Here is a 25,465-nt window from a genome sequence, read left to right as displayed (position 1 = left end):
TGTCGTGAGCAGCGCGGTCGGCGCTGACAGACCCGTGAGAGCACCAATCGTTGAGGAGGTGATGGGCCACGACAACGCCGGTCCCTGCCCCGGACGGCAGTCCGCGCGATAGCCGCGTCGAGGGCATCGTCCAGGTCGTCATCATGCTGGCCATCGGCGGCGCAGCGGGGGCGGCCAGCTTCACCCACGTGCATAACGTGGCCGCCGCGCACGGCCAACCCGGTTGGCTGGCCTGGGCCGACGCGATCGTCCTGGAACTGATGTCCATCGCCTCTGGCCTGGAACTGCGCCGCCGCAAACGCGCCCACACCTCCACCGTGTTCCCCGCCACCGTGCTGGCCTGCGCCGTCACCCTGTCCCTGGCAGCGCAGGTCGTCGAGGCCGAACCCTCGATCATCGGCTGGATCGCCGCCGCCGTACCCGCGCTCGGATTCCTCGTCATGGTCAAGATCGCCCTCGGCCGGACCAGCGCCGCCACACCCGCCCCTGCCGTGGCGGTAGCGGACTACCAACCGGATGAGGCCGGGCGGACCGTTGCGGACAGCGGACCAGATGAGGCCACCCGGACCGCTACCACGGCGGGGGAGCGGTCCAGGACCCGGACCGTCCGCTCACCGGATGCCCGTCGCCGACACGGCGGACGGAACCGGCAGCGAGCGGACCGGGGACGGTCCGCGCAGCCGTCCGCCGATGTTGGCGAGCTGCTGCCGGCGGCGCGCAAGGTTCGGGACCGGCTCGCCGCGAACGGGCAGGCACTGACCCGGGCCGGACTCGCCGAAGCGCTGCGCGCTGCCGGTCACACAGTGTCCAACACCCGAGTATCCGAACTCCTCAAGACCCTCAAGGCCGAGTCGTCGGCACCACCCGAGCTGATCGTGGAACCGGTCATGCCAACGAACCCGACGCCACCGCCTCTGTCACCGGACCGGCGCAGCGGCGGCGGAGCAGCCACCCCTGCGCCGGTCGACCCAGACGGGAGCGATCCGTTCCTACCGCACAGCTATCCCTCTCGTAACCAGGAGAAACCTGATCATGAACAGCCTCACCAATCACGCTGACAAGATCACCTACACCACGACCGACAGCACCACCACCGCGCCCGGCGTCGGGGAGGTGTGGACGATCGAGCGCATCCGTGCCCTCGGCGTCACCACCACCCTCGCCACCACCGCCTCGGTGCTCGGGATCAGCCGATCCCAGGCGTACCGGCTCGCCGCCACCGACCAGTTCCCCGTACCGCTGATCCGGGCAGGCAGCCGCATCATCGTCCCGGTCGCCGGCCTCCTCCAACTCCTGCTGGTCGGGAACCCCGCTTCAACCGACGACCACCCACGACTTGATGCCGACGCGAAGGTGAGCGTGGATGCAACGACCCCGCCACCAGCGGATTCCACCCGGCGCCGCTGGCGGCACCAAACCGAGCATCCAGGAGACGACGAGTGAAGGGATCCACCTTCAAACGCTGCGGCTGCCGCGACAGCGTCACGGGCCGCAGGCTGGGACGCTCCTGTCCCCAGCTGCGCCGGCCCGGCGGTGGCTGGTCCCGCACCCACGGCCACTGGCACTGGCAGATCGAGATCCCCGCCCGCGTCGACGGCACCCGCCGCCCGCTACGCCACGGCCCCTACACCACCCAAGCCGACGCCGACGCCGTACTGGACCGCATCCGGGCCGCGCTCGCTGTCCCTGACCCCACCGATCCGCACTCCACCATCAAGACCGGTGACCTCATCGAGGCCGCGGTGAAAGCCGGCGCACCCGTTCCCAACCCGGATCAGGTCCGGCGGGCGCTGCATCTGGACATCACCCCCACCGAACTACCGACGATGGAGGCGTATCTGACCGACTGGCTCGCCGGACGCAAGAACATCAAGGCAGGAACCCTGCGCTCCTACGAAGGACACATCCGGCTGTACCTGATCCCGCACCTCGGCCACCTACGTATCGACCGGCTCCGCCCCGGCCACATCGACGCCATGTACAACGCCATCGCCGCACGCAACACCACCATCGCCACCCTGCGCGCCAGCCGCGACCCCGCCAAACGCGCCCAAGTCAAAAACCAGCGAATCGTCGGCACACGGACCCTGCACGTCATCCACGCCACCCTCCGCAAGGCCCTCAACGACGCGATGCGCCGCCACCGCTACATCGACACCAACCCCGCCCTCATGATCGAACTACCCACCGCCCGACCACCCAAGCCCACCATCTGGACCGACCAACGCATCCGCACCTGGCGTGACACCGGCAAGCCACCCAGCCCCGTCATGATCTGGACACCCGAACACACCGGCCGATTCCTCGACCACACCCACGGCGCCAACGACCGGCTCTACGCTCTCTACCACCTCATCACCTTCACCGGCCTCCGCCGAGGGGAAGCCTGCGGCCTGCACTGGGACGACCTCAACCTCGACGCCGCCACCCTCACCGTCCGCTGGCAACTCGTCCAACACGGCTGGGCCACCGCCATCGACACCCCGAAAACCACCGACAGCGAAGCCACCGTCGCCCTCGACACCGAAACCATCGCGGTACTGCGCGCCCACCGCGCCCGGCAACACCGCGAACACCTCGCGGCCGGGGCGGCTTGGGCCAAGACGGGACTGGTGTTCACCACCCCCATCGGCGGGCGGCTCCACCCCGCCGATGTCACCGACCACTTCCACCACCTCGCCACCCAAGCCGGCCTACCACCCATCCGACTCCACGACCTCCGCCACGGCGCCGCCACCATGGGCCTCGCCGCCGGCGTCCAGATGAAGGTCATCTCCAACCGACTCCGCCACTCCAGCCCACACTTCACCGCCAAGTTCTACGGGGACGTACTGCCCGAGCTATCCCACGCTGCCGCCGAAGCCACCGCTGCGGTCGTCCCTCGGAGCGGCGGCGCGACGAAGCCGGCGTAGACCCGGAGGCCGCAACCCGTCGTCGGCAGATCGTCGATGGGACGTAGACCGGCGCTCCGGGCTTCGACACCGTCGGTGCGGTCGGTGGGCGTTGTTTCCGTTCAGTCGAGCAGGTCCCGGATAGCGGAGATGAACCCTTCTTCCCGCTTCCGGCCGCGTTGCCGTTCCCGCTGGATCCATTCCTTGCCCTCCGCGGCGACACCCTCGAGGACGTGCAGGGTGGTCGTGAGGCCGCTGGCGTCCAGGGCCGCTGCCGACAGGGTCAACGGGCTTTCACCCTCCTGCAGCTTGTCCGTGCTGGCCTCGGTCACGTTGACTGCGGTGAGTTCGCCGTTGACCAGCGCCAACTCGAAGGTCCGGGCGTGTTTGTCGGATTCGGCCACTCGTACGGCGGCCACGGCCTCGAACCGGTAATTGGCCCGGCGCAGGTTGTGGAAGGTCGCCTGCTCGAAGTCGAGCTGGGCACTCATCTGCCGCACACCGTCAGGGGTGAGTAGGAACACCAGCAGCTCGTACCGGCCGTACCGCCAGGGGCCGTTACGAACCCGGCCCCGTTTCATGTAGGGCTTGGCGGGTGCCTCGATGACCGCGTAGGCGATCACGTCGGTCGGGCAGAGCTTGTAGTGCGCCATTGCCTTGTCGATCAGGAGGCGGCAGTCGCAGTCCAGCCAGGCCGCCATCTCCGCGTCCTCGGGCTTGCTGTCGAGTTTGCGGGTCCACCGCTCGTGGGCCGCCCAACTATCGGCCATCCGCTGGTCGTACTCCGCCTGGTCGGCGGCGGAACGTCGAGCCTCGAGCACGATCCGCGACCAGCCCCGCAACGCGGGCCAGGCGGCGACGAGTAAGACGACTGTGGCGGCGATAGCGGTGAGAGGTTTCTGCGGCACCGCGGTGGCGATCACCAGTAGCCAGCAGGCCGCCGCGACGAGGCCGCTGAGGACGACGAGGGCGCGGGTGCGGATCGGGGTGCGCAACTGTTTGCGGTAGGCCCACAGGGTGCCGTTGGTCCACCGGGTTTTGAGGTCGCCGACGCGGTGGCGGATCAGCCAGGCGATCTCCTTGTCGCTGACCCGGGTCTCCCGGTAGGCCTCGACGATCTCGTCCCTGAGGTGGCGGCGAATACCGGCGGTCACGTTCAGCCATTCGGATCGGTCGACCCTATCGGGGACGTACCGTCCGGCGTACTGCTTGAAGAGGCGGTCGACCCGGTTGGCGAAGCCGCCGGATGGCGCCGCCTTCCGCTGCTGGGGGAGCCGGTGCATGGCGTCCTTGGCCCGCCGCCGTTCCACGTTGAAGCGCCACGCGGCACCGTGGACCGCACAGAGGTAGCCGGCTCCGATCGACAGCAGCAGAGCTACCGTCGGTACGACCCGGCCGGAGGTGAGAATGACCCAACAGAGCCAGCCAGCCGCCGTGGCGGCCACCGCTGTCGCGACGACCGCTAAGGCGACGTCCCAGCCGGTCGTGGCCGCGGGAACGGGCTTCCGGGCGCGGGGGTTCGCGGGTGCCGGGTAGAAGAAGCGCCATACCCGATCAGAGCGACCGTTTGCGCGTTGCGCCTTCCTGGCTTCGGCGACGCTGACCGTCCACATCTCGTCCTCAACCGGGCCGCTGAGGAACAGCTGAAGATGCCGCACGATTTTTTCCCGGAGCAGCGGGTCCAGACCGGCGAGCTCCTTGCGGACGAGCTGGCGCAGCTCCGCTTGCTGGGAGCCCAGGGCGTCCAAGAGCCGGCTGATGACCCGTAGACCATCCGCCCAGATGTCCTGCCTGTGCAGCGGGAGCCGACTGCGGGCCGCGCTCAGTTTGGCGATGTCCTCCTCGGACAGCTGACGCAGGGTCCGCCCGCTAATCACGGCCAGCAGCCAGTGGAACCACGCCTCGCTGCTGGTGTGTCCCTCATCAGGACGTCGTAGATGAGCTCTCCGGCCTTGCTGGGCATCCCGCCGTTGAGGTAGTTCACGCCGACCCGGAGCTTTTCCTCCGGCCCGGCACCCGGTGGGAGGAAGTAGACGGTGATATCACCGTGCACCGATTCGGCCTGGACGCCCACGTTCGCGGCGTTGTCGTGGATGGGCATGGTGACCTGCCGTACCGTCATAGCACGCCCCGGCTTACTGCGATAATGGCGGCGACCTTCGCGGCCAGTTCGGCCACGTCCCCGACCAGCCCGCGGAGCCGCTTGAGTGCCACCACCAGTTTGCTGCCGTCGCGCGGGTCGTCGAGTGCTTTGTCGGCGGCGGTGAGTTCGGTCTCGGCCGCCTCGTAGGTCGGCTGGTCAAGGTGCCCCGACCGGTGCGCCCGCCACAGCTGCTCTCGCAGCTCGGCGAGGTGGCTGGACAGATCCGAGGACGTCGACGGCGGCGGGCCACCGACCCAGACGTTGCCGTGAATGTGACCGGCCTGTACGCCTACCTGGGCCGCGCTGCTGGCAGAATTGTTCACCGTCGGGTTCATCGTTGGGGTTCTCCTCGGCTCGGCCTGGGGTCGGGTTGAACTGGTCTGTGCCTCCCGCACCAGCTCGCCGGCGAGGGCGGTGGCGAAAGCGGCGGCGTTGGCCACCGCCTTCGGCTGCCAGTTGGCACCGTCGGTATTGGTCTTCGTGCCGTCAGCGCGGTCGCTGATGCCGCGCACCACGACGACCGGTGAGCGGTTGAGGTGGCCGGCCTGGGCGACGCCGGCGGCTTCCATCTCGATTGCCAGCGCATCGTTGTAGTGCTGCCGCACCCACCGGGCATGGTCGGACACCGTGGAGTCCTGTACCACCTCACCTGCGGCGATCGGCCCGAAGTGCACCCGGGGAGCCGTACCCCCCGAGGCTGGTTGCGTGGTCCAGGTGCCGGTCCGCCCCAGGTGCCGTGCGATCTGGTCCGGGCCGTGGGGGATCTCCCACACCCGGGGCCGTGCCTTGAGGCCGTCGTCCTCGTTCGTCCCACCGTGGTAGGCGTAGACGTGCGTGGCGACGACGACGTCGCCGAGCGCGAGTTTTGGTCGCAGCGCACCCGCCACACCGACGAACAGCACGGCGACCGGATCGAACTCGGCGATCGCCCGTTCGGCCAGCACGGCCGCCGGATGGTTGCCCTTGCCAACGAGGCCGAGGGCCACCTGGCAACGACGGCCGGCCAGCCAGCCGGTTTCGAACCGGGTTCCCGCCCGGTGCCGGTGCAGCTGCGGGTCGGTCAGATTTTCGCGGACCGCCTGGTATTCCAGGTCGAGTGCGGTCAGGATCACCACGATGTCGTCTGTCACCGGTCTTCTCCTTGTGCAGTCCGGTCCGGGCGGACCAAGGGCGGATACAGGACAGTGGTCGGGCCGGCACGGAAGAGCCGGGCGGGTCGCCCGCCTTCTGTCTTTCTGATGGGCCCTGCCGGCATCACGAAACCGCGTACTCCCTGTACCTTGCGGTAGAAATTGCGGGCGTCGAGGCGGGTGTCCCACACGACTTCGTAGACCCGTTGCAGCTCGGAAAGGGTGAAGGTCTGCCCGCAGAAAGCGGTGGCGAGGGCGGTGCTCTCCAACTTTGCGCGGGCGCGTTCCACCCCATCGATCACTATCTTCAGATGGTCGAAGGCGAGGGGGGTTGATTCGTCGAGCACATGGTCAACGGGTATCCAGCGGGCGTCTGCGGCATCTGTACCCGCCACCGGTTCCGGCAGCCGGGGAGCGACCGCCAGGTGAGCTACGGAGACAACCCGACCACGGGGGTCACGGCCCGGGTCGCCGTACACCGCGAGTTGCTCAAGGTGCAGCGTCCCGGCGTCGAGACCGGCCTCCTCGGACAACTCCCTCGCCGCCGCGGCAAGGATGCCCTCCGAGCGGTCCCGGAGGAAGCCGCCGGGTAGGGCGAACGCCCCCTGGTACGGCTCGTTACCGCGCTCCACCAGCAGAACCCGGAGACGATCCTCACGCAGGGTCAGGATCACCAGGTCCACCGTGAGTAGCACCCCTGATGATTGCCATCGATCTCGCATGGCGCTCACGCTACCTTCTTGTCAGATCGACAAGAAGTGCCTGCGGTGGAAAGTTTTTCTTCGCGTTGTCGAGTGTCTGCGTCGGACGTGCATAAGCGATGGGAGATCGATCGTCATGGCTGACGCAACCAGGATCAGGGTGGGCGTGGGTGCTCAGCGGGTGCTCGGTCGCCGTGGACAGGGCCGACGGCGGGTGGATCGTGTGGTACGTGCGTCCGGTAGCACTGGCCGAAACCTGCCGGTGCAGGGACTGATGGGACGCGCAGGGACGGCGAAGCATGGATCAACGCCGGCTCTTAATCCGCGGGTTCGGGGTTCGAGTCCCTGGCGGCGCACCACAGGTTCCATTGCGCGAACCGCAGCAGCGGACGAGCCGGTCGAGTTTTCGACCGGCTCTGTTGCTTCCTCCGGGATCTTGAAGACCGGGACCAGCTTGTCTCCGTCGAAGTGGATCTCGGCGATGTTGGCCTCGATCAGCGCCTTGCGCTGACCGGGAGTGCCGTGCCGGAAGACGTGGGCGAGGTCTCGCCGTAGCTGGTCGATGGCCTTCTGGCTGGGCTTGCCGGGTGCTGTGGTGAGGGCGTGCTCCAGGTCGTCGCGGCGGCGGGCGAGCCGTTCGAGACGGATCTTGAGATCGCGGACGCGCTGGCCGCAGGTGTCGGCGTCGAGAGCACCGGTTTCGAACGCGGTCAGGTAGCGGTCCATCGCGTCCTCGGCCTGTTCGATCTCCCGACCGATGGCGGCGAGTTCTGCTCTGTGTGACTCGTACTGGCCGGCGCGGTGCTGCCGCTCGGCGTGGATGGCGTCGGCGATGAGGTCGGTGTCGCTGTAGAGGCCGAGGAGCGCGGCGAAGACGGCCTGGTCGATCTCCTCGGCGGGTAGGCGGGGAGCGTCGCAGCCGTGGCTGCCGTAGCGGATGCGGGAGAAGCAGGTGTAGTAGCGGTAGGTGCGGCTGCGGCCTTGTGCGGAGGTCCCGATGTACTTCAGCCCGCAGGCCGGGCAGGTGATCAGCCCGGTCAGGTCGTAGTCGGAGTTCGACGCGGCTCGCTTGGAGCCGGGCTCGCCACGGGTGCTCATGATCTCCTGTACCTCGTCGAACAGGTCGGGGTTGATGATCGGGTCGTGTGCGCCGGGGACGTTGATGTCGCCGAAGACCTTCTCGCCGAGGTAGACGCGGTTGGACAGCATCCGGCCGATCGTGTAGCCGGACCAGGGCTTGCCGGTCTTGGTGCGGATGCCGCGCTGGTTGAGCGCGGTTGCGATGGACCTGGTCCCCACTCTGGTCCGGGCGTAGGCGGTGAAGATCTGGCGGACCACGGCGGCTTCGGCCTGGTCCGGGACCGGGATGTCGAGGTCGCGGTCCAGTTGGTAGCCGTAGGGGACCGGTCCGCCGGTCCACTTGCCCTTGGCGGCCTTGCGTTCCATGCCGTTGCGGACCCGGTCGATGATGATCTCGCGTTCGAACTCGGCGAAGACGCCGAGCATCTGGACCAGCATCCGCCCGGCCGGCGTGGAGGTGTCGAACGGCTCGGTTGCGGACCGGAAGTGGACGTCGGCCTTCTCCAGCTCGTCCATGAGGACGGCGAGGTCGCGGATGCGGCGGGTGAAGCGGTCGAGGCGGTAGACGAGCAGCAGGTCGTAGCGTGCCGCCTTGGCGGCGGCGAGGGCCTTGCGCAGGCCGGGGCGCTCCATGCTCGCGCCGGAGGCGTCGTCGGTGAACCGCTCGACGATGTGCCAGCCGGGCTGCGAGGCGACGTACGCGGCGAGCTTGGTGTCCTGCGCCTCGATCGAGAACGGCTGGTGCTCTTCATCCGTTGAGCGGCGGGTGTAAACCGCGACGCGGACGGTCCCGGTCGCGGCCTGTTCTTTCGGTTTGCGGGCTCTGTTGCGGGCGGCCATATGCATCACGTCCTCACGTGGTGGGCGCTGCGGCCGGACTGGTCCGGCCGCAGCGCTTCGGAGCTACTCGTTGTCTTCATCGGGTGGGTTGTCGGTCCACCAGGCGGCGATCAGGACCGCCCAGGCATGGACCGCGCGGGCGTACTCGTCGGGGGTCATCGGGACCGTCTTGGGCGGGCCGACCGTGTACCGGGGACCGGTCCGCGTGGTCCGGTCCGCAGGGTCGCGGCGGCCGTGCCGGTCCCGGACCGGACGCTGCCCGGTCCGGCCCGGCTCGGCTTTGTGGTGATCAGCCTGTCCGGCTGAGTCGTGTGGTGGCATAGGCCTCCTCGGTGTCGGCGCTCGGGACGCTGAGCGCGGTGTGCGTCCATGGGGACTCCTCTCGGGTCGAGGGCGTGAGTTCGAGATTGCTGAGCATGGTTCGGTGCCGCTGCGAGTCCCGGTCCCGGTCCCGCTTCAGGTCCCGATCTCGGTTCGGATCAGGTCCCGGTCCCGTTCCCGGTGCCTGTCAGGTTCCGGGTCCCGGTCGGTATCGGCTGATCCGTGCCGTTGATCAGGGCGGATCGGTTCGACCGTCGCTCCATTCAGGACCAATGTCAAGCCGGGCGTTGAGCAGGGCGAAGGCGGCTCGGGCGTGAGTCCACGGGATGCGGCGCCTCGATGCCGGAGCAGTGTCGCGGTTGCCCTTGCCGACCCGCGGGTGGGCTGGGGGCGCGACGGACGCTGGCGTGTCGAGGCGACCGGTGAGCAGGAATCGTGAATAGTTGCGGCGACCGTAGCTCGACGTCCTTGCACGAGGTAGGCGTTGTCAGGTGTTCCGGCATCGCCCGGATCTGACCGGACCTGACATCGCAGGTCACGGCGTTCTCCATGACCTGGCCTGGTCGAAGTCGGCTGGGTCGACAGGGCTGGGCATCGGCAGTTCTGACAGGCGCAGCAGGGGAGACGCCGCGCCGTACAGGTGCCAGATCGCCTCGGCGGGGCTATGGCCGTCGAGCCGGTCGCGGGCGGCGGTCGCTACCGGGACGATCAGCTTCGTCTGGGCGAGGCGGCGGTGGAGGTTGGCCTCACGGGTGGCAGAGTGCAGCCAGAACAGCACCGGCCAGGCTGGTCCGCCACGCCGTACGAGGTTGCCGTATCCGGCTAGCTTTTCGGCCAGGACACCGAGGGCCTCGGTGCCCTGGTCGTGTTCCAGGTACCAGACCGTGGTCTGCCCGTGCTCGGACCACACGCCGAGGGCGTCGGCGTTGACCATGCCGTACGCCAAAGTCCCCGGCGGGCTGAAAAATCGGCTCAGCCTGGTGTCGGGCCACCAGTGGTGCAGCCGCGCGTCGGGGTGGAGCCGTTCGTGTGCGGCGAGGTCGGTGAAGAACTGGTTGATGCCGAGCCGGTGGTCAAGGTTGCGGCTGGTGGCGATGCGGTGCAGCCGTGTGGTGCTTGCCGCCCGGCGTGGTGGATCGTCGCCGCGGGTGGCGGCGACGATGAGCGCTCCGGTGTGGGCGAGCGCGTAGTGGTAGGGGTGGCTGCCTCCTTCCAGGCGGAACGGTCGGAATCGTTCGAGCAGCCCCAGCTCGGTGAGCTGGGTGAGGCGGCGTTGGGCGTAGTTCAGGCTCGGGAACAGGGCGTGCGCGATCTGGAAGCTCGTCAGCACGGCGTGGTCGTAGAGCCAGCCGAGCAGACGCCAGTCCCGCTCGGTGAGCTGGTGCTGCACCCGCAGCACAAGGTCTGTCGTTGTTCGCATAAGCGCCTCCTGCGATAGGTGTTGGTGCCCCGCACCCGGAGGGGAGAACCCGAAGGGTCTTCTGCACCGCGTCGAGCCGGTCGGTCAGGCCGCTGACCTGGGCTGTCAGGGCGCAGCGGAGTGCTTGAGGGCGTCACTTTGAAGCTGGACGGGCTCGTCGACCCCGAGGAGCACACCGGCGTGGACCCGAAGCCAACGAGAAGAGCCGTCGCGCGATGCCAACGGGCGCGACGGCTCAGGGAAGCGAGAGCAGGTTGGAGACGGGTGCAGGTAACGCCGCCTCCGGCGGCGTCGTAGTCCTCCAACACGGCTTCCTCGTCAACACGAGAGCCATCAGATCCGCGGACATGCGCGGGAGTGTTGGAGGACCTCCCCTCCGACCGCGGCAGACGCGGTCAGGTCACCGGCCCGACATCGCACTCCAGCGGTCAGGACGGCTCGGCCTGAACGAGACCGAGGAATCCAGGGTAGGAGTGTGACCGACGCCGGTCAATGCAATTCCGAGGCCGCGTCACGGCCTTGACCTGGGCTGTTAGGTTCGGTCAGATCTTGTCAGTTTCCGAACGCTCGCTGACAGGCGGTGCATCCGTCGAGTTCCCGCAGTGGCCCGCAACCCGAAATGCTGGTGCCGTCCGGGCTGCAGCCATGGAGGATGTTCGGCGTGAGTGGGATGAGTGGCGGGTCCGCTGAGCAACGCTTCTATGATGCTGTTGCTCGATGGAACGTCGATACCGGCTACGGTCTCGGCGACATGATCCACGCGGCCTGCCAGGCGCTGATTGACGGGCTGGACTCGCCGTCGTTGCGTGAACTTGCCGGAGCCTCGGTGAAGGACTCATCGCATGATCTCCACGAGTTGGCAGTCCGGTCACTTGAGGAACTCGACATACCGCACCCAGGCACCATTCCCCGTGGCTTCGCCGTGGCGGCTGGCGGAGGAGTGGTCCGCCGGCCCGGGCTGGACAAGCTTCGCCTGGAGGTAGTGCCGGTGGACGCCGAGGCGGGCGGCGGGTTCCAGGTACAGGTCTATGTCAACGACGTGGAGATCACCACTTCCGGGGCCGGGATGGGGATGGATCCGTACGACGCCCTCGTTCCCACCAACCGCCTGGTCGCCAGCTCACAGCCCGGCAGAGTCCCTATCGCTCGCTGCACGTGTGGCGTGTACGGCTGCGGGTCCACAGATGTCAACATCACCCGCGACGGTGAACTGGTGCACTGGGACTGGCTACTCGAGGTGCCGATGAGCCGAGGCGTCACCTTCGTGGCTGTCGAGTACGACGCCGAAGTCACGCGGCTGGCCGCGGATCATTCGTGGGAGACCCCAGAACGAACCGCCGGGCGACTTGTCCTCCGCGACGTCGACCGCGATCAGCTGAGCGCCTACGGCCTTCGGCCCACGTGGGTCGCCAACGACTATCGCGATCATGAGATGTTCCGCGTCGCGCTTCAGATCGACGGTGACTACCAGGTCTTCGTGGACACGCCATGGCGTGGCCGCGGTCCCGAGGAGCTGGCACGAGAGGTCTGCGAGAAGCTGACGACGCCTCCGCACAAGTGGCGCGCGACGTGGCACGCTATCAAGCCTGCGTTGACTGGGCCGCCCCAGATCGCGCGACGTTCCTGGTCATGGAAGCGAGCGTCGTTCTAACGGCCACCAGCTTTGGCGAGCGCGCTCAGCCTGTCAATGACCGTGCAGTGCTCAATGACGGCAAGGTCGAGCAGGGTTAGCGAGCCGTGCTCCGAGAGGAAGGCCTCGGCGAGGTCCGGCCGCCCGGGCCAGATTCGTGTCGCGAGGCGTACGAGATCGCGAGTGGCGAGATCGTATCGGGCATGCTCGAAGTCGATCGCGCGAACGATCCCGTCGTCGCCTCGGACGAGGTTGTACGGCATGAAGTCCAGGTGGCACGGCACGAGCGTGGTTGCAGGGAGCCGCTCTAGCGCGGCGAGCTGCTTCTCCGCAGCGGCTCGCTCGCCGGCGCTGAGTAGGTGCTCTGCTCGGTCGAGCCAATAGCGCCCGCGGTCTGCGAGCCAACCGACCCATGTTGGGTCCTCTCTGAGGGCGGCGACGTTGTGCAGCTGTGTCAATAGTTGTCCGGCTTGTCGGTAAGCATCGCGCTCCTGCTCCGGCGTCAGGCGCCAGTCGGAGAGTCGGCCTCCGGGCACGGCTGTGATGACGATTCCGGGCGGGTTATCCGATACCGCGACGAGACGTGGGGCTCGGTCTCCGAGGCTCGGCACCCATTCCCGGTAGGCCCTGACCTCCTGCTCATGGCGCTGTCGATCTCGGTGAAGCTTGATGATCACCTCGCCGTGGGAGGCGCTTTGGACGCGGAGAAGCTGGGTGTCGGCGTGGCCGCTGTGGCAGGCGACCTCGATGATCTTTTCGCCGAGCAGTTGGCGCGCGACGATGCCTGGGTTCATGGGAGGTGCCGGGTGCCGTTGTGAGAAACCAGGACCCACACCTTGCGACCGAATCGGTTGACCTGCCTCTGCCAGCGGCTGACGCCGGTGTGGTCGGTCCAGAAGCCGACGCTCGTGCATGTGCCGGGCGGCAGGTTGAGCAGGAGGTTGTGGGCGGCATCGATGGTCTCCCCGTGAGCGATGACCAGGATGCGCTTGCTGTCGTGGAGGCTGATGACCTTGGCGAGGGTTCGGGTGGCGCGGGCAAGGTACTGATTCCAACACTCCGAGCCGGCCGCGTAGGGGCGGTGAGGGGCGTGTTGTGCAGGACCGCCGAACGCCGCCTTGACCTCGGACCATGGCCGTCCATCGGCGTCGCCGTGGTCGGGGCCTCGTAGGTCGTTCTCGGTCTGGTAGGGCAGGTCGAGCGCGGCCGAGATGATCTCGGCGCTTTCACGAACACGCAGCCTCGGCGTGGCGTAGAGGACGTCGAACGGGCGGTCGGCGTGCTCCTGGGCGAGCCGTTCGGCCAGTCGCTGGACCTGGTGGCGGCCAGTCCCGGTGAGGCCGGTGCAGCCTCGTTCGCCACCCACAATGCCGAGCGTGTTGCAGACGGCTTCGCCGTGCCTGGCGATGACGAGTTCCGTGGTGATGGTCATGGTTGGCTCCGATCGGAGGCGAAGGGCGCGGGCCAGGGCCGTACGGTCGGCCAGGGGTGGCGGTAGCCGTTGCGGCCGAGGTAGCCAGCGGTCAACATCCAGTTGACCTCCGCCCACACAGCAAGGTCATCGAGGGCGCACTTGGTGCCGTCGAGCGCGCCGTTGTAGTGATCCAGCGCGTCGGTGGCGACGCTCCGGTCAAGCTGTCCGAACGTCATCGCCATCGAGGTGAGCAGTTTGGCCAGGTCGTAGCCGTAGGGCGCGAGGGTGAGGTCATCGAAGTCGACGATCGCCACCTCGACGTCGGCGATGACGAAGTTGCGCAGGTTGGCGTCCTTGTAGATCGACACGCCCGCCGTCGCTGCGGCTGTTGCCGCTTCGGGTATGGCGGCGATCGTCGGGCGTACCGACACGAAGTCCGCGATGACGTAACCGCCTGCGGTGTTGAACTCCTGGTCGAGCCGCGCTTCGGCGAGTGCCGGGGTGGCGGCCGAGTGGAGTTTGCCGAGTACGGCGGCGATGCTTGACAGGTCGACGACGGCCGGCGGTGTGCCGTCGATGTGCTCGAAGACCAGATGGCGTGAGTGAGCGGCGAGCAGGCGGGGAATCCGGACGCCTGAGTTGAGCGATTCGAGCCAGGTGTGGTTGGCCCGTGCTGCTGCGCAGTTCGACTCGTCGGGGTAACGCTTGACGAAGACGGTCATTGCTTCACCGCCACGGCGTAGCTGACCGTAGATCGCATGATCGTAGGTCGGTCCGGCCGCCATTGCCGGAGCGCTTGCGTGATCGCTGCGGCGTCCCCAGCGATCTCGCCGAGTTCGTACTTCGGAGTCGTGGCCAGGTACGCGCCAAGGTGCTCGAAGTCGGCAAACCGGAAGATGTGCTGCTCATGGTGCATGGTTACGGCACCGAAGCGTTGCGCTACCAGTTCTTCGATGTTGTCGCTGTTGAAGCTGGTGTAGAGGCTGGGCCGGGCGCTCGTCTGCCAGTCGAGGCCGGAGCCCGCGACGATCTCGTCGAGCTCTGTATAGCTGTCGAGGGACTTGGTGACCAGGACGGCGGGGCCGCACGGGCGAAGGCAGCGGGCGACCTCTGCGATGACGTCGTCAGGGTGCGGCGAGTGGTAGAGGCAAAAGGCAGCGACGGCCGCATCGAGCTGGCCTGTGTAAAACGGCAGGTGATGGAAGTCGGCGACGACGGTTTCCGCCTGCGGCACGCGGCTGGCGGTGACAGCGAGGAGAGCTGCTGAGGCATCGAGCGCGATCAGGCGTCGGGGCCGCAGGTCGACAGCGATCCGCGCGGTAGTGGTACCTCGGCCGCAGCCGACATCGAGCACGGTGCCGCCGTCGGGGAGATGCAGCTTGAGCAGCCGCGTGATGATTGTGGCGACGTCAGATCCTGCGACCTTGGCTGCTCGCAGCGCCTGGGTGCGGCGGCTCAGCCGGGTGGCATCCGAGTACAGGGACTCACGGACGAGGTCCTGGTCAAGGAACGGGGTCGACATGTGCCGGCTCCCGTCCCTCGATGATCAGATAGCTGCGACCTCGGCGAGAAGCCGGTTTGCCTGCCGCCGGCTGGTGAGAGTGATCAGCTTGACGTGCGGGCCGTGCTCGGCGATCAGGGTGCGGACCTTGGGTCGCATCATGCGTCGGTAGCCGATGATGTATCGGACGAAGCTCCAGGTGATGCGATCGAATACACCGTCCTTGAGGTGCTGGCCGCCGCGATAGCGCCAACGACGTTGGGCGATACCCCACAGGCACGTCCGGGCGGGCAGGTCCAGGAAGATCACGGTGTCGGCGGCGGCGAGCCGGATCGGCAGGGTCGAGGCGTAGTTTCCCTCGATCAGCCATCGTTCGCCCGCGACGAGCTTTTCCTGTCGAGCCGCGAACTCGTCTTGTGGCAGCGGCTTCCAGGTCTCGTCGTAGTAGACGGCGTCCAGGTGCGTGACGGGCAGGCCGAGTGCCTGTCCCAGCTGTCGGGCGACGGTCGACTTGCCGCTGCCGCCGCAGCCGATGATGGCAATCCGCTCCATGGGTCTCCACGCTAGTCATCTCGCGGTCTGGTATCAGGGCGCCACGACGGGTCATGTTGCGCTCACCACCCGTCTGAGTAGTGCATTGGCGATCACTTCGAGCTGCCGAGAGAGACGGAAGGGGGCCAGCTTCTTAAGGCAGGCATCGATCAGCTCGGCGTGTTCGGCGGTTCCGGTGACGCCTCGTAAATGCTGGGCGAGCCGTGCGACCTCGTGGCCATCCGCAGTGATCAGCTCGCTGGGCACGAACTGGTCGGCCGAGCGCACATCGGCGGGCATGATGGGTAGGCAGCCGGCGAGCACCGCCTCGAAGATCCGCTGTGTGACCTGCCCAACTCGGGCGTAGCGCTCCGGCAGGAGCAGGACGGTCGCCACCGAGCTGCGGTGGATTGCCCCCACCCGCCGGAAAGGAACTCGGCCGACGAAGTTGAGCTGTGGCCAGGCGCGGGTGTCGGGCCACTTCCCGGCGACCACGTGCGGCACCTCGGCAGCGGCGGGAGCGAAGTACTCGTTGAAAGCGTCGTCGCGGTCGTACTGGTTGCCGACGTACGCGAGGGTCGTCGGCCGGTCAAGCTGGCTGAGCGCGCTCGGATCCGCCGTGTCGAGCACTTGGTCGTCGACAGGGAAGAACAGTGATACTGCTCCGGGGCTCGGATGCAGGGCTGCCTCGCAGAGCGTGACGGCTGGGTGGTTGCTCAGCGGATCGTCGTGCGGTAGCTGACGGTCCTTGTCCCACAGGATCGTAGGTACGCCGAGCTGCTCCGTGTAGTGCGAGAGCAGCTCGGCCTGTCGGTGCAAATCGCAGGTGTGCCCGGCGGCTCCGCACCAGGTGGTGTTGCGGCCAGGGATCGGCCACCGCCACTCGAGGAAGAGGACATCCAGGTCCGGAAGGCCGGCATCCCATCTGTAGTAGGCGGACAAGTCAACGCCGGCCTCGATAAGGTCCCGGTCGGGCTGAAGGAATACCAGATCATGTCCGCGAGAGGCGAGCCCGTTGACCAGAGTCCTTCGGTGGCTACGCCCGCCGTCCGGCGTGTCGGTGATGCCGTCGCCCAGGAAGCCCCAGAAGCTGTAGCCGATCTTCATTTCGTCACCCACCACCCCTCGAGGAGCAGCGCGTCCAGGCCTGATTCGGCGAGGCAGTCCAGCGCCATCTCCGGCGTGCCGCAGATCGGGTTGCCCTTCACATTGAGCGATGTGTTGATCAACACCGGATGGCCGGTGAGCCGCCCGAACGACTCCAGCACCTCGGCCAGAAAAGGGTTCTGCGCGCGGCGGACCGTCTGCACCCGCGCGGTCCCGTTGGCGTGCACGATCGCCGGAAGATGCTTCCGAGTCAGGCTGGTCACGGGCGCGGCGATGGACATGAACGGGGACGGCTGCGCTAGCCGCACGTACTCCGGTGCTCGTTCGGCGAGGATCACCGGCGCGAACGGCCGGAACGGCTCCCGAAACTTCACTGTGGCATTGAGCCGTTCGACGACCTGATCGGCGAGCGGCGAAGCGAGGATCGACCTATGCCCCAGTGCGCGTGGCCCAGCCTCCAGCTCGCCCATGAACAGGCCGACGATCGCACCCTCGGCCAACTGCCGCGCGAGGTGTTGTGCAGGATCGTCCACTCGTTCTGCCCGCAGACCTGGGCGCGGCACCGTCGGCAGGACGAACTCGCCGAACGACGGTCCGAGATAGTAGCGCTGCTCGGCGCCGGTAGCGGCCTTCCGCGTCGCGGTGTGCCAAGCCTCGGCTGCCGCGCCGATGGCCGTGCCGGAGTCGCCCGGGGCGGCCGGCACGTGCACCTCGTCGAACAGCCCGGACTTCACGATCTTGCCGATCGACACGCAGTTCATCGCGACGCCGCCACCCACGCAGAGCAGCCGAGAACCGGTCAGCCTTCGAGCGGAGGCAGCGAGCAGCGTCATCGCCTCCTCGGCGCGCTCCTGGAGCGCCGCAGCCAGGTCGGCGTGAACCTGCTCGACCGGCTCGTCGGCACGCCTCGGTCGGCAGGTCGCGCGGGCGAAGGCCGGGCTGACCCGTGGGTAGCGGCTGGAGAGAACTCGGAGGCTGAACAGCTTGGGATCGAGACCGAAGCCGTCCCGTGTGAGCCGGATGGCGCGGTGCATGAGGTTGCGGAACCGGTTGGGATCGCCGAGCGCGGCCAGCGCCATCACGGTGCCCTCCTCGTCGCCCCGGCGCCAGCCGAGGTGCTCGGTGACTGCGCCGTAGGCGTAGCCCAGCGAGGCTGGGTCGCGCAACTCGAAGTGCATGGCCAGCGGTTCGGGCTCGTTGAGGCGCCCGTGCCAGATGGTCGTGGTCTGCAACTCGCCGAGGCTGTCCACGATCAACACTGCGGCGTCGTCGTAGCCAGAGGACAGCAGAGCAGCCCAGGCATGTGCACGGTGGTGTAGCACGGGCTTGATCGCCGCGCGCGGAAAGCGGGCGGCAAGGTCGTGCATACGCGCCAGGTAGCGGCGATTCACCTTGACGAAGCTGTGCGCACGCGGCAGCGCGCGTCCGGCCGTCTTGAAGCTGGCGAGGTGACCGGGTAGCTGCCGCAACGCCTCGCTGTAACGTCGGCCGTCGAAGTTGTAGGCCACCACGTCAACGTCACTCGGCGAGAGCCGCGCCTGGTCAAGCAGCCAGTCGACACCCTTGGCGGGGTAGGCGTTGCTGTGTTTGACCCCGTCGAGCCGCTCTTCCTCGACGAACCCGACGAGATGGCCGTTTACCAGCAGCGCTGCGGCGGAGTCGTGGGTGTAGGCGCACAGGCCGAGGATCACGTTCGCGTTCACGATTTCACCGCCGCGAGATGGTCGTACCAGGTCAGCAGCGCTGCGCCGAGGACGCCGGAGGTGCCTTCGGCCAGGTCGCGGGCGCGGTGCCGGTCCCCGTTGCGCCAGTGGCGGTAGCTGGCGAGCACCGAGGTCAGGGCTGCCCACGGTGTACCCGCGACCACTGCGACATGCCCTGCGACGACATGGGCGATCAGGCTCGACAGGTCAGGCCATGGCACCGCGAGCGGCTCCATCGAACGTGACTCCGGAAGGATCGGAAGGTCTCCCGCCGCCGCCCAGTGCTGCTCGTACAGGTGCAGCGAGTCAACCGAATGCCGGTAGTCACCCAGGCCGACGCCGAGCCAACCGGCCAGCAGTTCCTGGAGCAGGGTGGCGGTGAAGATATCGTAGGGAAACCCGAGCCAGAGGTCGTTGCTGCGCATGGTGGTGTGCATGTGCAGGCGGCGGTCGCGGATGAAGAAGCGGTAGCCGAGGGTGCACGGCACGTCCCGGCTACCGGCGTGATCGCGGGCCGGGTCGAACAGCTGCACCACCGCCCGCCGCGAGTCCGGGTCCTCCAGGAGCTGGCGCCGGACGACATCGAGCTGGTCCACGGAGCCGCGCCATCGTCGCAGCCTCGGACCGTAGGCACCCTGCAGCACTCCGTTGTCCGCGTACTGGGCTAGGGACCGGTTGAAGTCAAAGATCCACGGGTCGTCGGAGCCAGAAATGATCCACATCGCTTCGGCGACCGCGAACGCCGGGTTGAGCACCCGTGCTGGCGGGGCGTGTACGAGGCGATCCCTTGGGTTGGTGAGCTTGAGATGCGCTCCGAGAACCTCGTTGGTGGCCATGCCGCGCGGCGCCGTCGAGATGCCGAACGTCATCACCCTCTCGCTGGCGGCGGTGAACAGCTCGGTCGCGCAGCGACCCTCAAGGAAGATCATGGTCAGCTCCTAACGTGTGAAGGCGACGAGCCGCTCGTTGGGCAGGTCGCGCATCCACGCGGCCTGCCGGGACAACCCCTCGTGCAGGTCCACGGAAGGCGTGTAGCCGAGCAGTTCACGGGCGAGGGCGAGGTCAGCTCTCGTTGCGGGAACGTCGCCGGGCATGCCCGCGACCGCGTTCAGTGGGATGGGGCGGCCCACGACCTGGGAGGCGAGATCGATCGCCTCGATCATCGAAACGCTGGCCCCGCCTCCGACGTTGATCACCTCGTCACGGGCGTCGGCGTCGGCGGCAGCCATCGTCGCGGCGACCACATCGGAGACGTAGGTGAACTCCCTCCGCTGGGTGCCGTCGCCGAAGAGTGTCAGCGGCAGGCCCGTAAAGGCGGCGAAGAGCATCCGGCTGAACGCCATGTCGGGCCGCTGCCGCGGGCCGTACACCGTGAAGTAGCGCAGCGCGACCACAGACAGCGGCGAATCCTCGCGGCGTGCGTACGACAGGCAGAGTTGCTCCGCAGCCAGCTTGGTCACCCCGTACGGCGACATCGGCCGGCACTCGTCGTCCTCGCAGCTTGGCCCGATCGCGTCGCCATAGACGCTGGACGACGAGGCGAAGACCAGCCGACGGACATCCCACCGCCGGCAAACTTCGAGCAGCCGCTGCGTGGCATGCACGTTCGTTGCCAGATAGTCGCCGAAGGTGTTTCCCCACGAACCACGCACACCGGGACGGGCGGCCAGATGGAACACGACCTCGCAGCCAGCAACGACGTCATCCAGATCGTCGTGCAGAAGATCGAGGTGGACCTGCCGACCAACCCCGGGCACCAGCGGGTCGTCGAAGCGAGGCCGGCGGCAGTCCACGGCCGTCACGTCCGCTCCGCTCGCCTCCAACGCTTCGACGAGGTGCGAGCCGATGAAGCCGTTGGCGCCGGTCACGAGCACACGCCGCATACCGTCACCGCCCCGCGCCGACAAGTTCCGTGGTTGCCCTTGTCACCAGTGGTGCCGACCAACCGGCCAGGTGAGTGTCACTCCCCGCGAGCGGCAGCATCTTCGCTCGCTGCCTCCCGGCCTTGACCTGCGGCAGGGCGCAGAAGCCGGCGAAAATCCGCTGAGCCGCCTCGTATTCCGCAGGCCCCACGACTTCCCGCTTCTCCTCGGGCCATGTCCGCTCGTCCCGATGCGGATCGCCGGGCATCAACGGCCGAACCGCCGTGAGCATGATCATGTACCGTCTTCCGGTCACGGTATACCTCCATCCGATGTCGGGTGGAGCGCACGGCAGCGACGGGGGCCGCGTGTGCCGTGCGCTCCTGCTCCCACCGCCACCGTCCCGATGACCACCAGCAGCAGGAGACGAATCAACAGCTCGAAGCTTGCCGATGGCTGGCTGGCGCAGACATCGCGTGCCAAGGCCCTGTCGTGGACATCGCCCGGTCACGGGGCGGCCGTTGTCCGGCCATCGAACCCATGGGACGGTCGGTCCCCTGGTCAGACGACGTCCGTCGATCTACCGTCAGGACAGTCCGACGTGAGGGGGTGCGGCACATGCATGATGACCAGCCAACGCTGCTCGCGATGATCGTCGCCGAGTCCGAGCAGACCCAGGAAGAAATCGTCGACGGCTTCGTGCGCTGTGCCCAGGAGCATGGAGAAGACGCCGCTCTGTCCCTGCGGACGCTGCGCCGCTGGATGGTCGGCGATGTGCAGACCCAGCCCAGGCCCGCTCAGCGGCGCGTCGCGCGAATCTACTGGGGCCATCCCATGCACGAGCTGCTCGCACCACCCAAGCGCGAGACCACCCTTCCGCAACACATCGAGCCCGCCGACGCCCCCGATCGGGCCGACACGTCGCTCAGCATGACCATCGAAAGGCAGATAACCATGTCCGCTCGCCGCGCCGCGCGCTTCACCAGCAACGCCGAGACCCACAACGTCGGAACGGAAGCCATCGAGCAACTCCGCCACGACGTCGTCGGACTCGCCAACTCCTACCTGCGTGAACCGCTCACAGCAATCATGGGAGATCTAATCGAGTTGCAGGACGTGACCTTCGGATTCCTCGAGGGCAAGCAGAAGCCGGCTCAGACACGTGACCTCTACGTTTTGGCCAGCGTCGTCACCGGTATGGTCGCCAAGGCCAGCCAGGACCTCGGCCGATTCCACGACGCCATGACCCTGGCGCGGACCATGTACGTCTGCGCCGACAACGCCGACCACATCGGCCTCCGCGCATGGGCTCGCAATCTGCAGAGCCTCATCGCCTACTGGGCCGGACGCCCACAGGAAGCAGCGCGCTACGCACAATCCGGGTCCGAGATCGCCGCACCGATCTCCGGCACGGTGACGACCTGGCTGGCCTCCTCCGAGGCCCGCGCGTGGGCACAGCTCGGCGGGCTCGATGAGGCACGAACAGCGCTTGCCCGCGCGGCTGGCCACCGCGAGCGCCTCCAGGCCGACGACCTCGACGAAATCGGTGGGCTGTTCGCCTTCCCGCAGGCCAAGCAGCACTACTACGCCGCAGGAACCTACGTCTACATCGACGGCCTACACGCAGACGCCGTTAGCGAGGCAACGCGGGCGCTGGAGCTGTACGATTCCAGCGACGCCGAGAGCCGCGCCTTCGCCGACGAGGCCGGCACCCGAGCCGAACTCGCCCTCGCGCGTATCCACGAAGGTCAGCTCGACGGCGCGCGGGACGCGCTCGACCCAGTCCTCGAATATGGCCCCGAACTGCGGATCGGCGGCATCGTCGCGAGCGTCGGACGTGTCCACACCGCGCTACGGGACCGCCGCTACAAGGACTCCACCATCGCCTGCGGCTTGCGAGATGAGATCGAGTCGTTCAGCCAGCGCCCCGCAGCAGCACTGACCGCCTGAGCGGCGGCCGGATAGAGTCTGCGCGTGTACCCGGTGCGGATCGAGGGCGGGCGGATCGTCCTGCGCGAGTTCGAGGAACGCGACCTCGAAGCCTCCATGACGGTCGTCGGCGACCCCGACGTGACCGTCTTCCTCAGCTTCGACACACGCACCCGCGAAGAGCAGGCCGAACGACTCGCCGCCGACATCGCACGAGCAAAGACCGAGCCGCGGCCGGACTACTACCTCGCGATCGCCGACCGGCAGGCCGACGAGCTGATCGGCTTCATCCGCATCGGGCTCGGCGGCCACCGTAGCGGCGAACTCGGGTACGCGATCCGAAAGGACCGTTGGCGTCAGGGGTACGCGGTCGAGGCCGCCCAGCTAATGCTCGGCTTTGGGTTCGAGGCACTCGCTCTGCACCGGATCCAAGCAGCGTGCGGTCCAGACAACCTTGCCTCTCAAGCTCTATTGCACCGTCTGGGTTTCGAGTGCGAGGGCCGCATGCGTGACCACGTATTCACCAATGGTGGATGGCGAGACTCCTTGCTCTATGCAACATTGCATCGCCCTGCATGATGAGCAGGACCACAGCCCGCTCATGTCCGTCTCGTGACTGTACGCAGCAGCTCACCTGCCTTGGCGTTTGATACAGGGTGTCCTTGCGCTCGTAGGCGCCCTGCCAGGCTCCGTCGGCTGGGTCGGACCTGATTTGCTGTGAGTTCGCTGACCGCCTGGCGCGCAGCGACTTCAAGCTCGTCGGTCTGCATGCGTGGACCGACTCGTAGGCGTGAGTTTGGCCCGTGCCGCGTCGCAGCTGTCGATGTCCTCGACGTGCGATGATGCCGCGTTGGGTACAGGGACTCTACGGCGGGTCGCGAGGAGCGCGCCGGTGGCCATGATCATGAGTCCGTCGATTGCCAGTGGGCCGACTCTCGAGGTCAGCCCGTCCTCGCCGTAGTAGGCCAGCAACCCGGACATGTGGCGATAGGAGACGAAGGCAGCGACGCCTGCAACGGGCAGCAGCCCAAAGTAGCGAACGGCGAGCCAACGGAGTTCGCGCGGCCATTCGGTCCGGACCAGAATCACCGCCGAGACAAAGAGCATGACCGGCCAGCACAGTGACAGGACGACCGCTCCCGGCCGAGGAGACCAACTCGGCGGTGCTTCGGAAGGCGGCACGGTGGTGTGGGCGTAGTTCGCGGCGAGCGAGGCGCTCAGGCCGAGCGCCACGCCGACGTACGCCCAGAATCGGCCCGATCCCCAGGTCACGCGGCACCACCACCACCCCGCCGAATGGGGGCCACAGGCAGCGGATCACCCGTGACCAGCAGGAACCGGTTCGCGTTTCGTTGACCACGGCGCACCAACGAGCAAGGCCCTGATCTGGTACTTCTGTGCCGGTCAGGGCCTTTTCGTCGGCGTCTGTCGATATCTAGCGCTGCTGTGAGCCCGAGGTGAGCCCGGGAGTGTGTTGCCGTGCCATCGGGCGGTGGAAGTTCCCACCGCCTCAGGACGCTCTTCCATCGATTCCTGTCGACCTATTGGGGTCGTGTGAGCCCGGGTGAGCCCGGGAGCGCTTTTGCCTGGGCACCAGACGCGCGGCGGCTTCCGCCGCATCGTGCGCCACCTCAGGTAGGACCGAGGTGTAGGTGTCTGATGTGAGTCCGATGGACGCGTGGCCCAGCATCTCCTGTACCACCTTTCGGTCGACTCCCGCCGCGAGCGCGATCGTTGCGGCCCCATGGCGAAGGTCATGTAGCCGGATCGGCGGTAGGCCAGCCCTTCGAGCTAGCCGATCGAAGCGGGCTGTCAGCCGGTCTGGTTCGATCCACCCCCCGGTTGGCTGGGTGAACAGTCGACCGCTGTCCACCCATGCCGCTCCGGCCTTCTCACGTGCCTTGCGTTGCCGCTTGAGGTGGCGCTTGAGCGCCCCAACGCTGTCCCGGTCCAGCGCGACGACACGATCCCCGGCATCACTCTTCGGTGTGCTCTCTTCGATTTCCCCGCCGACCGCCACTAGTGTCCTGAGTCGTTAGTTCGACCACAGTATGTGGCGAGGCTGTTGAGGATCTCGTCTGCGGTTCTGGTCCAGACGAACGGTTTCGGTTCGGTGTTCCATGCCTCGATCCAGGTCTGTACGTCGGTTTCGAGGTCGGCGAGGCTGCGGTGGCTGGAACGGCGGAGTTTGCGGTTGGTCAGTTCGGCGAACCAGCGCTCTACGAGGTTGAGCCAGGATGCTGATGTCGGGGTGAAGTGCAGGTGGAAGCGGGGGTGCGCGGCCAGCCAGCGGTGCACGGCCGGGGTCTTGTGGGTGGCGTAGTTGTCCAGCACCAGGTGCAGGTCCACGTCGGCGGGGGTGTTGGCGTCGATGACCTTCAGGAACTTCAGGAACTCCTGATGGCGGTGCCGGCGGTGCAACTGGCCGATGACCTTGCCGGTGGCCGGGTCGAACGCGGCGAACAGGCTGGCCACGCCGTGATGGACGTAGTCGTGGGTCTGCCGCGCGGGGACGGTGGGCATCATCGGCAGCATCGGCCGGGTCCGCTCCAAGGCCTGCATCTGCGACTTCTCGTCGACGCACAGCACCATCGCCTTGACCGGCGGATCCAGGTACAGGCCCACCACGTCACGGACCTTCTCCACGAACATCGGGTCAGCCGACAACTTCCAGGTGTCGACCAGATGCGGCTTGAGCCCGAATGCCCGCCAGATCCGCGACACCGCCGTCTGTGACAACCCGGTCTCGCGCGCCATAGACCGGGTCGACCAGTGACTGTCCTGATTGGCCGGCTGCCGTTCGAGGGTTTTGACGATCACCTCCTCGACCCGGTCGTCGCTGATCCGACGAGGCGCCCCGGGCCGAGGCTCGTCAACAAGGCCCTCCAACCGACGCGCCAGGAACCGACTACGCCACTTACCCACCATGTCGCGCGACACCCCAAGCCGCTGCGCGACGTGCGTGTTCACCAGGTCATCGGCGCACAACAACACGATCTTCGACCGCAGCACCAACGCCTGCGACGACTTACCCCGCCGCGCCCACCGGGTCAGACACGCACGCTCGTCATCAGTCAGTTCCACCACACCACGCGGACGACCAGCCATACCGACAGCCTACTATCTGCCGCCGAATTAACGACTCAGGACACTAGTAGTGCTTTGTTAGGTTGGGACGAGTTGGTGGCAGAGGGGGCAGAACCCGAGCCAGGTCGCGAGTAGGTATTGCAGTTCGCGCAGGACGGCGTAGAGGCTCAGGTCT

General features: G+C 67.4%; 26 protein-coding genes. 6 read left to right on the top strand and 20 right to left on the bottom strand.

All coding sequences use genetic code 11. From position 1 onward, the window contains the following. Positions 1 to 140 precede the first annotated feature (140 nt). The 3 genes from SALPAC6_RS0113130 to SALPAC6_RS0113120 are packed head-to-tail and all read left to right on the top strand — an operon-like array spanning position 141 to position 2,912. A complete protein-coding gene (locus tag SALPAC6_RS0113130) occupies positions 141 to 1,058 on the top strand; it encodes a DUF2637 domain-containing protein (protein WP_317888979.1) in 918 nt (305 codons plus the stop codon). Then, entirely contained in the window at positions 1,033 to 1,443 is a 411-nt protein-coding gene (locus SALPAC6_RS0113125) for a helix-turn-helix transcriptional regulator (RefSeq protein ID WP_018253869.1), read from the top strand. Before SALPAC6_RS0113130 ends, SALPAC6_RS0113125 begins: the two co-directional genes overlap by 26 nt. Further along, complete coding sequence (locus SALPAC6_RS0113120) at positions 1,440 to 2,912, top strand: tyrosine-type recombinase/integrase (RefSeq protein WP_018253868.1); 1,473 nt, start codon at positions 1,440 to 1,442, stop codon at positions 2,910 to 2,912. Before SALPAC6_RS0113125 ends, SALPAC6_RS0113120 begins: the two co-directional genes overlap by 4 nt. Before the next feature lie 101 nt (positions 2,913 to 3,013). Here the strand turns inward: SALPAC6_RS0113120 and SALPAC6_RS25905 are convergent, their stop codons facing one another. The 7 genes from SALPAC6_RS25905 to SALPAC6_RS0113085 all read right to left on the bottom strand — a co-directional run bounded on the left by SALPAC6_RS25905 (position 3,014) and on the right by SALPAC6_RS0113085 (position 10,526). Beyond that, positions 3,014 to 4,768 carry a hypothetical protein gene (locus SALPAC6_RS25905; RefSeq protein WP_223874305.1) on the bottom strand — a complete coding sequence of 585 codons (1,755 nt, stop codon included), beginning with the start codon at positions 4,766 to 4,768 and terminating at the stop codon, positions 3,014 to 3,016. Beyond that, the gene (locus tag SALPAC6_RS30190) at positions 4,765 to 5,013 is read right to left on the bottom strand and encodes a hypothetical protein (protein ID WP_223874306.1); all 249 of its coding nucleotides are present in this window, start codon (positions 5,011 to 5,013) and stop codon (positions 4,765 to 4,767) included. Before SALPAC6_RS30190 ends, SALPAC6_RS25905 begins: the two co-directional genes overlap by 4 nt. Beyond that, on the bottom strand, positions 5,010 to 6,164 hold the full coding sequence (locus tag SALPAC6_RS0113110; protein ID WP_018253867.1) for a 5'-methylthioadenosine/S-adenosylhomocysteine nucleosidase family protein: 1,155 nt from the start codon (positions 6,162 to 6,164) through the stop codon (positions 5,010 to 5,012). The genes SALPAC6_RS30190 and SALPAC6_RS0113110 overlap by 4 nt, the downstream gene beginning before the upstream one ends. Further along, positions 6,161 to 6,886, bottom strand: a complete 726-nt coding sequence (locus SALPAC6_RS0113105) for an NUDIX hydrolase (RefSeq protein ID WP_198292669.1) — start codon at positions 6,884 to 6,886, stop codon at positions 6,161 to 6,163. Before SALPAC6_RS0113105 ends, SALPAC6_RS0113110 begins: the two co-directional genes overlap by 4 nt. 153 nt (positions 6,887 to 7,039) lie before the next feature. Beyond that, positions 7,040 to 8,785, bottom strand: coding sequence for a recombinase family protein (locus tag SALPAC6_RS0113100; RefSeq protein WP_018253865.1), 1,746 nt, complete (start codon positions 8,783 to 8,785; stop codon positions 7,040 to 7,042). 63 nt (positions 8,786 to 8,848) lie between these two features. Further along, complete coding sequence (locus SALPAC6_RS0113095; RefSeq protein ID WP_018253864.1) at positions 8,849 to 9,106, bottom strand: hypothetical protein; 258 nt, start codon at positions 9,104 to 9,106, stop codon at positions 8,849 to 8,851. A 535-nt stretch (positions 9,107 to 9,641) separates the two neighbouring features. Continuing rightward, complete coding sequence (locus SALPAC6_RS0113085) at positions 9,642 to 10,526, bottom strand: replication-relaxation family protein (protein ID WP_033666708.1); 885 nt, start codon at positions 10,524 to 10,526, stop codon at positions 9,642 to 9,644. 652 nt (positions 10,527 to 11,178) lie between these two features. On the opposite strand from SALPAC6_RS0113085, the gene SALPAC6_RS0113080 reads away from it, so the two are divergent. After that, positions 11,179 to 12,177 carry a hypothetical protein gene (locus SALPAC6_RS0113080; RefSeq protein ID WP_223874437.1) on the top strand — a complete coding sequence of 333 codons (999 nt, stop codon included), beginning with the start codon at positions 11,179 to 11,181 and terminating at the stop codon, positions 12,175 to 12,177. Here the strand turns inward: SALPAC6_RS0113080 and SALPAC6_RS0113075 are convergent. Genes SALPAC6_RS0113075 through SALPAC6_RS0113030 form a run of 10 tightly spaced genes read right to left on the bottom strand, consistent with a single transcriptional unit; the run spans position 12,174 to position 20,590 of the window. Further along, positions 12,174 to 12,950 (bottom strand): aminoglycoside phosphotransferase family protein, encoded by a 777-nt coding sequence (locus SALPAC6_RS0113075; protein WP_018253860.1) that lies wholly within the window; start codon positions 12,948 to 12,950, stop codon positions 12,174 to 12,176. The genes SALPAC6_RS0113080 and SALPAC6_RS0113075 overlap by 4 nt on opposite strands. Beyond that, the gene (locus tag SALPAC6_RS0113070; protein WP_018253859.1) at positions 12,947 to 13,588 is read right to left on the bottom strand and encodes a histidine phosphatase family protein; all 642 of its coding nucleotides are present in this window, start codon (positions 13,586 to 13,588) and stop codon (positions 12,947 to 12,949) included. The genes SALPAC6_RS0113075 and SALPAC6_RS0113070 overlap by 4 nt, the downstream gene beginning before the upstream one ends. Continuing rightward, a complete protein-coding gene (locus tag SALPAC6_RS0113065) occupies positions 13,585 to 14,292 on the bottom strand; it encodes a phosphotransferase (RefSeq protein ID WP_018253858.1) in 708 nt (235 codons plus the stop codon). The genes SALPAC6_RS0113070 and SALPAC6_RS0113065 overlap by 4 nt, the downstream gene beginning before the upstream one ends. Next, a complete protein-coding gene (locus SALPAC6_RS0113060) occupies positions 14,289 to 15,092 on the bottom strand; it encodes a class I SAM-dependent methyltransferase (protein WP_018253857.1) in 804 nt (267 codons plus the stop codon). The genes SALPAC6_RS0113065 and SALPAC6_RS0113060 overlap by 4 nt, the downstream gene beginning before the upstream one ends. 24 nt (positions 15,093 to 15,116) lie before the next feature. Further along, positions 15,117 to 15,623, bottom strand: a complete 507-nt coding sequence (locus tag SALPAC6_RS0113055) for a P-loop NTPase family protein (RefSeq protein ID WP_018253856.1) — start codon at positions 15,621 to 15,623, stop codon at positions 15,117 to 15,119. Positions 15,624 to 15,674: 51 nt separating this feature from the next. Next, positions 15,675 to 16,709: a CgeB family protein gene (locus SALPAC6_RS0113050; RefSeq protein ID WP_018253855.1), complete on the bottom strand. Its 1,035-nt coding sequence runs from the start codon at positions 16,707 to 16,709 to the stop codon at positions 15,675 to 15,677. Continuing rightward, positions 16,706 to 18,412, bottom strand: coding sequence for a carbamoyltransferase family protein (locus SALPAC6_RS0113045; protein WP_018253854.1), 1,707 nt, complete (start codon positions 18,410 to 18,412; stop codon positions 16,706 to 16,708). Before SALPAC6_RS0113045 ends, SALPAC6_RS0113050 begins: the two co-directional genes overlap by 4 nt. Next, positions 18,409 to 19,341, bottom strand: a complete 933-nt coding sequence (locus SALPAC6_RS0113040; RefSeq protein WP_018253853.1) for a thymidylate synthase — start codon at positions 19,339 to 19,341, stop codon at positions 18,409 to 18,411. Before SALPAC6_RS0113040 ends, SALPAC6_RS0113045 begins: the two co-directional genes overlap by 4 nt. A 9-nt stretch (positions 19,342 to 19,350) precedes the next feature. After that, positions 19,351 to 20,295 carry an NAD-dependent epimerase/dehydratase family protein gene (locus SALPAC6_RS0113035; RefSeq protein ID WP_018253852.1) on the bottom strand — a complete coding sequence of 315 codons (945 nt, stop codon included), beginning with the start codon at positions 20,293 to 20,295 and terminating at the stop codon, positions 19,351 to 19,353. Between the two features lie 4 nt (positions 20,296 to 20,299). Further along, on the bottom strand, positions 20,300 to 20,590 hold the full coding sequence (locus tag SALPAC6_RS0113030; protein ID WP_019902041.1) for a hypothetical protein: 291 nt from the start codon (positions 20,588 to 20,590) through the stop codon (positions 20,300 to 20,302). A gap of 302 nt (positions 20,591 to 20,892) precedes the next feature. On the opposite strand from SALPAC6_RS0113030, the gene SALPAC6_RS0113025 reads away from it, so the two are divergent. After that, positions 20,893 to 22,224 (top strand): hypothetical protein, encoded by a 1,332-nt coding sequence (locus SALPAC6_RS0113025; protein WP_018253850.1) that lies wholly within the window; start codon positions 20,893 to 20,895, stop codon positions 22,222 to 22,224. Positions 22,225 to 22,248: 24 nt separating this feature from the next. Continuing rightward, positions 22,249 to 22,782: a GNAT family N-acetyltransferase gene (locus tag SALPAC6_RS0113020; protein ID WP_018253849.1), complete on the top strand. Its 534-nt coding sequence runs from the start codon at positions 22,249 to 22,251 to the stop codon at positions 22,780 to 22,782. A 171-nt stretch (positions 22,783 to 22,953) separates the two neighbouring features. Here the strand turns inward: SALPAC6_RS0113020 and SALPAC6_RS0113015 are convergent, their stop codons facing one another. The 3 genes from SALPAC6_RS0113015 to SALPAC6_RS0113005 form a co-directional block, all read right to left on the bottom strand. Then, on the bottom strand, positions 22,954 to 23,475 hold the full coding sequence (locus SALPAC6_RS0113015; RefSeq protein WP_018253848.1) for a DUF2637 domain-containing protein: 522 nt from the start codon (positions 23,473 to 23,475) through the stop codon (positions 22,954 to 22,956). Positions 23,476 to 23,713: 238 nt separating this feature from the next. After that, a complete protein-coding gene (locus tag SALPAC6_RS25900) occupies positions 23,714 to 24,223 on the bottom strand; it encodes a tyrosine-type recombinase/integrase (protein ID WP_018253847.1) in 510 nt (169 codons plus the stop codon). Then, complete coding sequence (locus SALPAC6_RS0113005; RefSeq protein WP_026189632.1) at positions 24,223 to 25,311, bottom strand: IS630 family transposase; 1,089 nt, start codon at positions 25,309 to 25,311, stop codon at positions 24,223 to 24,225. Before SALPAC6_RS0113005 ends, SALPAC6_RS25900 begins: the two co-directional genes overlap by 1 nt. Between the last annotated feature and the right edge of the window lie 154 nt (positions 25,312 to 25,465).

The organism is Salinispora mooreana, assembly GCF_000379065.1.
Lineage (GTDB): Bacteria > Actinomycetota > Actinomycetes > Mycobacteriales > Micromonosporaceae > Micromonospora > Micromonospora mooreana.
Note: the sequence above shows the minus strand (reverse complement) of the source record. Positions and strands in the feature narration are given on the sequence as shown.